Below are 11,636 nucleotides of genomic sequence, written 5' to 3' on the forward strand. Positions count from 1 at the left end.
AACAGTGTCACATGTTTGGGCTTATTTTCATGCTAGAGGAACATCTGCAATAATGTACTATAGGCAATTCCTTTTCGGATGTAGGATATGAGGAGAGCATGAAAGGAGCGGCTTCTCATGGATATGACATCCTTTTTTCTTTACTGTATGATTGCTACGTTTACACCCGGGCCTACGAATATACTCATCTTGTCTACGGCGACCAATGCCGGGGCGAAGAAAGCGATGAAATTCTCGTATGGCTCGGCGATTGGTTTTTGTTTATTGCTTGTTCTCTCTGCTGCCATGAATACGATGCTCATGACAGTGCTGCCTAAGATCCTGGTGTTCATGCAAATAACAGGAAGCCTGTATATGGTTTATCTCGCGTATCGAATGATTAAGAAGAATACTTCACAAGCAGCGGTAAACCAAGAGGCAACATTTCGATCCGGCTTTGTGCTGCAGTTTCTGAATCCCAAGACCGTCTTGTTCGCGTTGACCGTTATCCCAACTTTTATCATGCCTTATGCCAGTGGGATCCCAATGGTAACAGTCTATATCGCAGGGATAACGTTAATCGGATTTTCTGCTTTTATTACCTGGGTTGTGTTTGGTGCCGTATTTAAGGAGTTTTTACATAAGCATCAAACGGCGGCGAATCTGATCATGGCTTTATTTTTAGCTTACGCAGCCATTATGATATGGGAATAGGTAACTTATGCAGAGGTGTGCGAAATGGAAAAATTTATATATAAGAAATCGGCAGGTATTACGGCGTTATCAGCAAGTATGACGGAGTTCAAGTATAAGAAGCATGCACACAAGGAGTACGCGATAGGGGTCACTTTACGTGGAATTCAACATTATCATTTGGACGGCAGTCTGCAATTATCCCATAAGAATGGCATTATGCTGTTTCACCCGGAACAGACTCATGACGGAATGGCACATGATAAGTCAGGGCTTGACTATGTCATGCTTTATATTAGTCCTGAGCTGCTATTACAAGTAATGGAGAAGAAGGATATCATGCGTTTCTCAAGTCCTGTCGTGTATGACCGAATGCTTGAACAAAAAGTATTAAATCTGTCCAATGCTATATTAAGCGAAAAAGATGAGGCTTTGTGCAGTGAATTATTCCTGTCACTCACCGATCGCCTTGATCACTCCAGTCTTTCAACAGACTACATGAGGAAAGATCATGTGTTAATCCGAAAAGCCAAGGATATGATTCATGCCGATTTGGAGCATGTTCTGAAGCTGGATGAGATATGCAAGGAGCTTCAGCTGTCCAAATATCAATTTATTCGTTTATTCAAGGCTCAGACAGGAATTTCACCCTATCAGTATTTTCTTAACTGCAAGGTTGAACATGCCAAGCAGGTCATTGAACAAAGCAAAGACATTTATTCTGCTGTAGCTGCCTGTGGTTTTGTTGATTTGACTCATCTGAATAAGCATTTTAAAAGTGTATATGGAACAACAGCATACGAGTATATCGCGTATCTAAAATAAAAATGGCTGAACAGGATCAAACCTGCTCAGCCATTTTTGTTTTTCTACTCCAGCTTCCGGTAAGCACGAGGGGAGAGGCTGGGCTGGGCAGCTCACATCGACATGTGTCAGCAGTTAGTGCTGAAAAAAATAGGTTATAAATTTCAACAAAATTAAACAAATTCAGGGATTTACTAATGGTTCTATTGGTATTTGGTGGTACTCCGGAAGTCCTAAACACAGATATTTAGGGATATAATCAGGATAAATGTCCTACGGAAAACGATTTTAAAATTATTTTTAATTAAATTAAATTTAAATGTTTACAATTGTTGAATCGTTAGGATATACTCTTTTTGGGAATGTAAGCGTATTCTTGTTGAAAATGTTGAAATGCGATGTCGCGCTTACCTTTACTAATCTTTTGGGGGTTATCGACTTGAATAAAACGATGCAGAGAACAATGCTGGCCGTTTCTCTGGCCGCAATAATGGCTGTGGCAGCATGTTCAAACGGAAACGAAAATACCAAATCCGATGCTGAGAATAAGAAGGCGACGAATACGACATCCAATGCGACATCGAATACTGAAACAGTTTCATCGGAACCTCTCAACGTTACTATGACGCTGATGGCAGGTTCCAAAACGCCGGATTCGTGGGCGGAGCATACGCTTGAAGAAGAGTTGTCGAAGGCGATGAATCGGAAGGTGGATGTTCAGCCGATCTTCCTCCCTGACTGGTCAGAGCTGAATACGAAGATCAACCTGATGATGAGTGCGAAAGATACGCGGCCTAATATTTTATGGACTGGTGATACGAAGGAATTCTCGAAATGGGTGGAAGCGGGGATTGCCCAGGATCTGACGCCATCGCTGCAAAAATACGGGAAAGACATTTTGGATTATTACACACAAGATACGATGTTCTACCACTGGGATAAGAGCGGCAAAATATTCCGAGTTCCCGGAGACGTGCCGGAAGCGAGCTATATGACGACGATTTTGCGTAAAGACTGGCTTGATAATCTCGGTCTTCAAGAGCCGAAGACACTTGATGAATATGTGAACGTACTTCGTGCATTTACGAAGGATGATCCAGATAAGAACGGCAAGAACGATACATACGGCTTGTCCGGCGATAACTATTACCGGAGCCTTGCGCCGTTCTTCTATGCTTATGGCATCGATGTGGAGAACTTTATGAAGCAGGATGATGGTTCAATCAAGTTTGGTGCACTCATGCCGCAAGTGAAAACAGTGCTTGAATTACTTCAAGGCTTGTACAAAGAAGGTGTACTCGATCCGCGAATGACAACGAGTGCGAACAATGATGATGGCAAGGTTAATGACATTTTTGCTTCTGGTAAAGTTGGTTCCTTCTATCGTTGGGTCGATTATTTCAATCCAGGCAACTCGACAACGATCTCGTTCAAGAAGCTGAATCCTACAGGTCAGTACATCTCAATTGATCCAATCCAAGGACCGGATGGCTTCAGTTCCGATATGCCAGATGCACAGATTGGCTGGTGCTACCTTATTGTAACCGACACGATCGATACCGACAGTGCTGTTCAAGTGCTGGATACAATGGCGAAGCCTGAAGTGTTCAAGCAGCTTGCATTTGGTAAGGAAGGCGAGCATTACACGATGAACAAGGGTGAGTTCGTGCCAACTATTCAACCAGAAGAAGGCAGTAAGCTTGGACTAGGCAACTTTGGCTGGATCATGCAGCGTAAGGACGCAGCAAACATTAAGAATACACCTGAAGTAACGGAGATGTTCACGAAGAAGATCGAGACTTCGCAGCCAATGCGCGACAAGATTGTCGTGTTCAAAGCGATTGATCGTCCAGAATGGGATAAATATTCGGCAGATATTAAGAAAGTTCGTGATGAATTGTTCTGGGGAATCATCACAGGCAAAACACCGGTATCTGCATTTGACGATTTCGAGAAGCAATATTTGAAGCTTGGCGGCAAGCAGATTGATGAGGAAGCAGTTAGCTTGTTCAACACGCAGCAGGAAGAACGTACGGCCTACGATGCGTGGTATGAAGCGAATATTGTTCCTTACAAGTAAACGCGGCATGAGAAAGGAGAGAAGCTCATGGAGCAACAAGCAGAGCTTGTAATGACGAAGCCAACCAGACATAGCTTGAATCGGAAGGGCACGCTGCTGAAGGATATCGTGCGGGATAAATACCTGTACCTGCTGCTGCTGCCCGGGCTGCTGCTCATTCTCCTCTTTCGCTACGGTCCGATGTATGGTGTTGTGATCGCCTTCCAGGATTACAACATCTACAAAGGCATCGGCGGAAGTGAGTGGGTCGGATTTGATCAGTTCCAGCGGCTGTTTCGTTCCCCCGATTTCACCGAGGTATTAACGAATACGATTGTCATAAGTCTCTACAAGCTAGCGGCATCGTTCTCACTGCCGATCATCTTGTCGCTCCTGTTGAATGAACTTAAGAACGTTGTGTTTAAACGAATAGCGCAGTCCATTATATATTTGCCGCATTTTATTTCTTGGGTTATTTTCTCGGGCATTATTATCACTTTCCTGAATCCAGTGGACGGCATGGTGAATGTTATCATTCGCAACTTTGGAGGAACACCAATCGATTTCCTTGGTGACGTACGTTATTTCCGTTCTGTGCTGGTGCTAAGCGATATTTACAAAGAAGTAGGCTGGGGGACGATCATTTACCTTGCCGCAATAGCTGGTGTAAGTGCAGATTTGTATGAAGCAGCGCGAATTGACGGAGCAAATAAATTAAAGCAGATGTGGCATGTTACGCTGCCTGCCATTCGCCCAGTTATTATTATTCTAGTTATTTTGAGCTTGGCCAATATTCTAGAAGCAGGCTTCCAGCAAATCTTCCTGCTCTATAATGCGCTTGTCTACGATGTTGCAGACATTCTGGATACGTACGTTTATAGGGTCGGTATTCAGCAAGCGGATTACAGCTATGCGACCGCTGCCGGATTATTCAAATCTGCCGTTGCGATGATCCTTATTCTGACTGTGAATAAGATCGTGAAGGCGACAGGACAGGATGGGCTATGGTAAGGAGGGATTCTGAATGGGCATGACAAGAGGCGAGAAATGGTTTATGTCAGCAAACGTCTTATTTTTTATCGTGTTAATGGTGATCATGGTCTATCCGTTCTGGTATATGATTATGGGCTCGCTTAGTGATTCTTCCCTGACGGCGGATGGGGGATTATTCCTCCTTCCCGCAGGTTTTTCCTTCTCGGCTTATTTGGCTGTATTCCAGAACGTATCGATCTTGTCCGGCTTTAAGGTGACGCTGATAACGACGGTTGCAGGTGCGTTTCTTGGGACGTTCTTGTCGGCGGCAATGGCGTATGCCTTATCCAAAAAACGGCTTCGTGGTCAGGGCATCGTTCTATTCCTTGTCTTGTTCACGATGCTGTTCAGCGGAGGGATGATTCCTTCCTATCTGCTGGTAAAAGAGCTTCATATGGTTGACAGCTACGGGGCGCTGATCCTGCCTGGATTAATGAGCGCATGGAACATATTCGTCATGATTGGATTTATGCGCGGACTTCCGGAAGAGGTTGAGGAAGCTGCAAAGATTGATGGAGCGAATGATCTAGGGATCTTTTTCCGAATTGTACTGCCACTTTCCAAGCCTGTGCTTTCAACCGTTGGTCTATTTATCGCCGTCGGCTATTGGAATGATTTCTTCTCTTCCGTGCTGTATGCGACAAATAAGGATATGTGGCAGCTGCAGATGGTACTGAAGGATTTGATCAGCAACACTTCTGCTGCAATCTCTCAGGCTGGTATTGCGATTAGTGTACAGCAAGAGGTGAATGCTTTTACCGTTAAGATGGCTTCCATTATCGTATCTTCATTACCGATTCTGATCGTTTATCCGTTCTTGCAGAAGCATTTTGTAAAAGGTGCACTAATCGGTTCGGTAAAGGGGTGATGAGGGGTGCAAACAGATACACAGCAAGTCGTTCGAGTCGATAGCGACAATGTACTTACTTCTTATTATTGTGGCGTCGGCTTCGAATGGGATCCGTCTGACGATCACGATTATACAGAAGAGCAGTGGCAGACGATATTTCGGCGGGTCGCGTACACGCGTGTTCCGATCATTCGGCTGATGCTGCGAGCGGCTTCCTATGTTACAGGCTGGGATGAAGCGGGTAATCCGATCTATGATTGGGAGTCCGCGCATATGCGCAGGGTGTATCGTATTCTCGACTTTTGCGAGGAGCATCGGATCGACGTCATTATCGGCGAATGGAGCCGTAGTCCCGAAATTGGTATTACTGTTTCCGACAATCCTGTCTGGGCAGAGTTAATCGGTGATTTTCTGGCGTATATGCTTGATGTTCGACGGTATACGGTGCTGCGTTATTACAATTTCATTAATGAGCCGAATGGCTATTGGGCAACGGAAGACGGTGACCGGTTTGCCATTTGGTCAAGAGGTTTGCGCAACCTTGAGGGTATTATGAGAAAGCGTCAGTTATGGGGCAGAATTGAGCTGCTGGGTCCGGACTCCTCTAATCAGGATGAGTGGGTAGATTGGTCTGTTCATGAGCATGGTTCGATCTTGTCAGCTTATGATGTACATCGTTATGTCATGGATGAGGATATTCGAAGTGGAGAAATGGAGCGGCAGATTCGAATGAAGCGCAGCTACATCGACGAGCATGATCCGGAAGGAGCTTCGAAGTCTTATCTGATGACTGAAGCGGGGATTGTGGAGGGGAAGGATGAGCTCCATGATCAGCAGCCACGTGTAAAGACGTTTGAGTACGGCGTCCTGATGGCTGACTTTACGATTCAATCTATTCTCGGCGGGCAAGCAGGGATGATTGCTTGGATGCTGGATGATTCGATGCATCGGGCACCGGGTTACACAAGAGGCTCGGGCGAGCTGAAAACATGGGGCTTCTGGAATACGATTGGTCCTGTAGAAGAGCAGGCACTTCGACCGTGGTATTATCCAATGTCGCTATTGTCCAGATACATGCCAAGAGGATGCCGAACCGTTCGTGTAGATCTTGGCAACAGACCGCTGGTGAGAGGTGCTGCGGCATTTGCGGATAATGGTGTAACAGTAGCAATTGTGAATGAAGGTTCTGAGTCTATGCAGCTCACCCTTGTGATGTCTGGCGTGCATGAGATTCGAACGCTTACGGAATATGTATATGCCGATTCATTGCGTCCTGCTGATCGAGATGGTTTTCCTGTTCCTGCAAGCCTGCGCAGTGATGTAAATCTGGATGCGGGCATCAAGGTCACGATACCGGCATGCAGCTTCGTTCTTCTCACTTCCATGTCCATTGCTGAAGAGTGGATGCAGTGAGGGAGGGGTGGGCTTTTGAAGGTTGCAGTTACAGGAGGTAATGGAAGAATCGGCAGTCAGGTCATTGTCGAATTGCTCGCGTTTGGCCATGAAGCTGTGTGTATTGACCGGGAGCTGCCAGTCAAACGGATTTGCCCAACGAAGATCGTAGATCTGACTAAGCTGGGTGAAGTGTATGGAGCACTGCGGGGAATGGATGCAGTTATCCATCTTGCAGGCATCAATGCGCCGGGCACTTATCCGGATGAAGTGGTATTTATGAACAATACACTTTCTACTTATCATGTACTGGATGCGGCGGCTGGACTTGGTATAAGGAAAGCGGCTTGTGCTTCCAGCGAATCTATTTATGGTTATTGTTATGCAGAAAAGAGGTTCGATCCGCGATTCCTTCCAGTTGATGAATCACATCCGCTGCTGCCGCAAGACAGTTATGGACTGTCCAAAATCGCAGGAGAACAGGCTGCTAGCATGATTTTTCACCGTACCGGCATGCAAATTGTGAATCTCCGATTCGGCCATGTTGCACTGCCTGATGAATACGACTGGTTGTCCACTTATACGCGTGCTGAGCGGTTTTTGTGGAGCCATGTTGATGTGCGCGATGCGGCAGCCGCATGCCGATTAGCTGTTGAGGCAGAAGGGCTTGGTTGTGAAACGATGAATATAGCTGCGGATGATACCTGCTCTTTGCTTCCTAATGCGGAGCTGCTTCATCGGTACTATCCGAATGTGACCGATATTAAACAAGACTTTTCCGGTCATCGGGCTTGGACGAGTAATGCAAAGGCGAAGAAGCTGCTTGGCTGGGCGCCGGTTCATAACTGGCGGAGCGGACAATTGAGCGGGAATGAGGAGTGTAAATGAAGGGGAAAGTCGCATGCGTAACTGGCGCAGACCGCGGGCTTGGCTATGAGCTGGCGATTGCGCTGGCTCGAAAAGGGTATATGGTATTCGCTGGCCGTTATATGACGGAATGGACAGCACTGGATCATATTCCGGCTGAGCTTAGTTCGTTGATCACGCCAATTTTATTGGATATTTCAAATGAATATAGTGCTTTGCGTGCCGCAAGTACAATTGAGGATCAGTACGGCAAGCTGGATTTGCTTGTGAATAATGCTGGGATTGCAGGCAACCACGACAGCTCTGTATTTGGCGGTATCGATTATGAGCTGATTCGCAGAATGTATGAAGTGAATACGCTTGGACCGCTGCGCATGACGCAGGCTTTAAGCGGCTTACTTGTGCAAGGTGATGACAAACTTGTCGTTAATATTTCGTCAGAAGCAGGCCAAATCAACCAGACCTGGCGGGAGGGCTGGTATGGCTACTGTATGTCGAAGGCGGCGCTGAACGTGCAGACGAACATCGTACATAATGAGCTGCGTAGTCGAGGTGGGAAAGCGATCGCCATTCATCCGGGATGGATGAAAACGTATATGGGCGGCAAACGCAATGAGAATGCCGCGATAGAAGCTGAAGAGGCTGCCAGCGGAATCGTGGATATTATTATTCGTTACGCGTTGGAGGAGAACGAAACCGCCCATCCGCCATTTGTTGATTATGCAGGCAATGAAATGCATTGGTAGTTGCTTAGGAGGGGATAGTGATGGCTTTTTTACAAGTTCAGTTTTTCTCCGAAACGCTGCGGCAGGGATGCTCTATGAATGTAATCTTGCCTGAGCGGTATCATCGTCCGTCTGAGCCATTTGTGCAGCCCTATCCTGTGTTGTACTTGCTTCATGGCGCATCAGACGATCATTCCGCATGGCAGCGTAATACTTCGATTGAGCAGTATGCAGCTGAAAAGGGAATAGCGGTAATTATGCCTTCTGTGCAGTACAGCTTCTATTCCGATATGAAGCATGGCTATGATTATTTTACCTATATAGCCGAAGAGTTGCCGCAGATCGTAAAATCGTTTTTCCCTATTTCAGAGCGGCGGGAGGATACATTTGCGATTGGTTTGTCGATGGGCGGGTACGGAGCATTTAAGTTAGGTGTTAGTTACCCGCAGAGGTATGCTGCAGTCGCCAGCTTGTCCGGAAGTCTCGATCAGCGTACGCGTCTTGAGGGAAAGGCCTTGTTCAACAATACGGTTTTCTCCAAGCAGGCTATGTTGACATTTGGCTCGTATGAGGAATATGTGGGCAGCGACAACAATATCGGGCAGCTGTTGGAGCGGCGATTGGCAGAAGGTGTGACAATGCCTTCCTTTTATCAGGCATGCGGAACCAATGATCATAACTACGAGATTAATCAGTCCTTCCACGAAATCTTTCATAACCGTATCAATCTATTATATGAAGTGGAGTCAGGTGCGGGTCATGATTGGGAGTTCTGGGACAAGTATGTGAGGCGGGCGGTGGATTGGCTGCCATTACGGAAGTAAGGGATGGGGGGATTTAAGGTTATGCGTGTTGGGGTAATCTGTCATGATGAGTGGCATCCAGCGGAGGTCGTTCAGCAAGGCTTCACCAAGCTTGCAAATGATCAATACGAGTTTGATTATATCGAGCATGCAAAAGATTGGTCGGAAGCATGGATGAATCAATGTGAGTTGATCGTTTTGGCTAAGTCCAATCGTGTTTCGGCCTCGGATCGTACGCCTTGGTTAACGATGGAGGTGCAAGGCTGTTTTCAGGCTTTTGTTGAAAAAGGGAAGGGGCTTTTTGTTATCCATGCGGGTACGGTTGGCTACCTTGAAGAGCCGTTGTTCCGTAGCCTAATCGGCGGAGGATTCCGTTCGCATCCTGCTCCCGATCAGGTTGTACTTCGACCTGCGGCCGAACTCGAGCCTTTCGTTGTCCATGATGAACATTACCAAATGGCATTTGAATCAGGAGACGTATTTCTGACCTCGGAATCTGCATGCGGCAGCTATCCCGCTGGATGGCGTCGCAAACAGGGGCTCGGGAGGGTCGCTGTGTTGACACCAGGTCACTATGTAGAAGTATGGCAGCATCCCTCTTATCAAAAGCTGCTGAAGCGTGAGCTGGATTGGTGCGCAGGTGAACGTCTGAATCGAAGTTGACTGGCTTTTATTGCAAATAACAAATAGCCCCCTGAGATAAAGCTTTATAGCTAGAAGAGAGGGGGCTATTTGCTGTGCTATTCGAAAGGAGGTGGTCTATGAACAGCTCAATTCGGATGTTTGTATGATTTTATCCTAAACGGAGGTGTAGCAATGATTAAAAAATTAGGTTTGACATGGGTCGTATTATGTTTGGCATTAACGGGTTTTATCGGCAGTTCATGGATTAGTTCAGATCATGCATCAGCAGCGCCGAATATCGCATACAACAGACCGGTAACAGTCTCTTCGACAGAATCCTCCAGTTATCCGGGCTCTTATGCGGTGGATGCAAATGGCAATACGCGATGGTCTTCGTCTTACGCTGATCAGCAATGGATGATTGTTGATCTGGGTTCCAATCAGACCGTAGCAAGTGTTGCGGTAGCATGGGAAGCGGCTTATGCCTCACAATTTCAAATTCAGACTTCTACGAACAATTCAACTTGGACGACAGTCTACTCCAATTACAGCGGAACAGGCGGCAAGAATACGATTAACTTTATGGCTACAACCGCGAGATATGTGAAAATCTACTGTATTCAGCGAGCGACAGCATATGGCTTCTCGATCATCGAATTCGAAATCTATGGAAGCGCTTCAACAGATAAGGTTGGTGTGCTCGACTATTTGAAGAGCATTGACGGCAGCAAGACGGTCATAGGTATCCATAATCGTGAACCGAATTCGAACCCAGCTGTACAAACAAATCAGGCTAATAGTGTTGCTGGGCGTTATCCAGGACTTTGGAGCGGTGATTTTCTCTTCTCATCCAGTGATGTAAGTAATCGTTGGACTATGATTGAAGAAGCGAAAAATCAATTCAAAAACGGTGCGATCGTCCAGCTGATGATGCATGTCACCCCGCCAACACAATCCGATGCCGGTAGCTGGGATGGTGGTGTTGTCAGCGAGCTTTCCAATACGCAATGGACGGACTTAATTACGAATGGCGGCACGCTGAATAATGCATGGAAAGCGCGGCTGGATACGTACGCGACTTATCTGCAATACCTCGAGGATAACCAGGTAACGGTTCTGTTCCGTCCGTTCCACGAGATGAACCAGAGCCAGTTCTGGTGGGCAGGGCGTTCGGGATCAAATGGGACAGCTGCACTGTACCGCTTGACGCATGACTATCTTGTGAATACGAAAGGACTGACCAATTTAGTCTGGGTATGGGACATGCAGGATCTGGATCTGAGTTGGAGCGGGTATAACCCTGGAGCCGGTTATTGGGATATCTTTGCACTGGACGTTTATAACTCGGATGGCTTCACGACAACGAAGTACAATACGGCCTTAAGCGTTGCAGGTGGAAAGCCAATTGCGATTGGCGAGTGTGCAGTGCTTCCGACGACCAGCCAGCTTGCAGCTCAACCGAAATGGGTATTTGCAATGAGTTGGGCGGAGCTTACGTTCAGCAGCAATACGAATGCTCAGATTCAAGCGTTGTATGGAGCATCTAATGTGATTACGAGAGATGAATTACCTGCTCTGAAATAGTAGCTGTTCAACAAATTTCAACTTTATATTAGGTTTTTATTGTTTTTCCAGAGGGGGATTGGGCTTGAATACCCAGATCCCCTCATTGGGTGGTAACAGTTTTATGGCGGGAATAATGGGATTTCGACAAATTGGATTAGGTTTGTTGTTCGGGTTATAAAATTCGGGGGCAAAAGGATATGGATATCAGCCGATAATTTTTAATTTAAATTTAAATAAAATAT

General features: G+C 46.4%; 11 protein-coding genes. All 11 read left to right on the forward strand.

All coding sequences use genetic code 11. From position 1 onward, the window contains the following. Positions 1 to 117: 117 nt before the first annotated feature. The 11 genes from FHS17_RS06470 to FHS17_RS06520 all read left to right on the forward strand — a co-directional run bounded on the left by FHS17_RS06470 (position 118) and on the right by FHS17_RS06520 (position 11,412). Positions 118 to 693 carry a LysE family translocator gene (locus FHS17_RS06470; protein WP_167276897.1) on the forward strand — a complete coding sequence of 192 codons (576 nt, stop codon included), beginning with the start codon at positions 118 to 120 and terminating at the stop codon, positions 691 to 693. A 24-nt stretch (positions 694 to 717) separates the two neighbouring features. Next, complete coding sequence (locus FHS17_RS06475) at positions 718 to 1,497, forward strand: AraC family transcriptional regulator (RefSeq protein WP_167276902.1); 780 nt, start codon at positions 718 to 720, stop codon at positions 1,495 to 1,497. 418 nt (positions 1,498 to 1,915) lie between these two features. Further along, entirely contained in the window at positions 1,916 to 3,556 is a 1,641-nt protein-coding gene (locus FHS17_RS06480) for a type 2 periplasmic-binding domain-containing protein (RefSeq protein ID WP_243865224.1), read from the forward strand. Positions 3,557 to 3,583: 27 nt separating this feature from the next. Further along, complete coding sequence (locus FHS17_RS06485) at positions 3,584 to 4,546, forward strand: ABC transporter permease (RefSeq protein ID WP_243865225.1); 963 nt, start codon at positions 3,584 to 3,586, stop codon at positions 4,544 to 4,546. A 13-nt stretch (positions 4,547 to 4,559) separates the two neighbouring features. Further along, positions 4,560 to 5,435, forward strand: a complete 876-nt coding sequence (locus FHS17_RS06490; protein WP_167276905.1) for a carbohydrate ABC transporter permease — start codon at positions 4,560 to 4,562, stop codon at positions 5,433 to 5,435. A 6-nt stretch (positions 5,436 to 5,441) separates the two neighbouring features. Beyond that, positions 5,442 to 6,830, forward strand: coding sequence for a hypothetical protein (locus FHS17_RS06495; protein WP_167276909.1), 1,389 nt, complete (start codon positions 5,442 to 5,444; stop codon positions 6,828 to 6,830). Between the two features lie 15 nt (positions 6,831 to 6,845). Next, positions 6,846 to 7,697 carry an NAD-dependent epimerase/dehydratase family protein gene (locus FHS17_RS06500; protein ID WP_167276913.1) on the forward strand — a complete coding sequence of 284 codons (852 nt, stop codon included), beginning with the start codon at positions 6,846 to 6,848 and terminating at the stop codon, positions 7,695 to 7,697. Further along, a complete protein-coding gene (locus FHS17_RS06505) occupies positions 7,694 to 8,422 on the forward strand; it encodes an SDR family NAD(P)-dependent oxidoreductase (protein WP_167276916.1) in 729 nt (242 codons plus the stop codon). Before FHS17_RS06500 ends, FHS17_RS06505 begins: the two co-directional genes overlap by 4 nt. 20 nt (positions 8,423 to 8,442) lie before the next feature. Beyond that, positions 8,443 to 9,225 carry an alpha/beta hydrolase gene (locus tag FHS17_RS06510; protein ID WP_167276920.1) on the forward strand — a complete coding sequence of 261 codons (783 nt, stop codon included), beginning with the start codon at positions 8,443 to 8,445 and terminating at the stop codon, positions 9,223 to 9,225. Between the two features lie 21 nt (positions 9,226 to 9,246). Beyond that, the gene (locus FHS17_RS06515) at positions 9,247 to 9,867 is read left to right on the forward strand and encodes a ThuA domain-containing protein (RefSeq protein WP_167276924.1); all 621 of its coding nucleotides are present in this window, start codon (positions 9,247 to 9,249) and stop codon (positions 9,865 to 9,867) included. 153 nt (positions 9,868 to 10,020) lie between these two features. Further along, positions 10,021 to 11,412: a glycosyl hydrolase gene (locus FHS17_RS06520; protein ID WP_208420251.1), complete on the forward strand. Its 1,392-nt coding sequence runs from the start codon at positions 10,021 to 10,023 to the stop codon at positions 11,410 to 11,412. The last annotated feature ends 224 nt before the right edge of the window (positions 11,413 to 11,636 follow it).

It is taken from the genome of Paenibacillus lupini, from assembly GCF_011761355.1.
GTDB classification, from domain to species: domain Bacteria; phylum Bacillota; class Bacilli; order Paenibacillales; family Paenibacillaceae; genus Pristimantibacillus; species Pristimantibacillus lupini.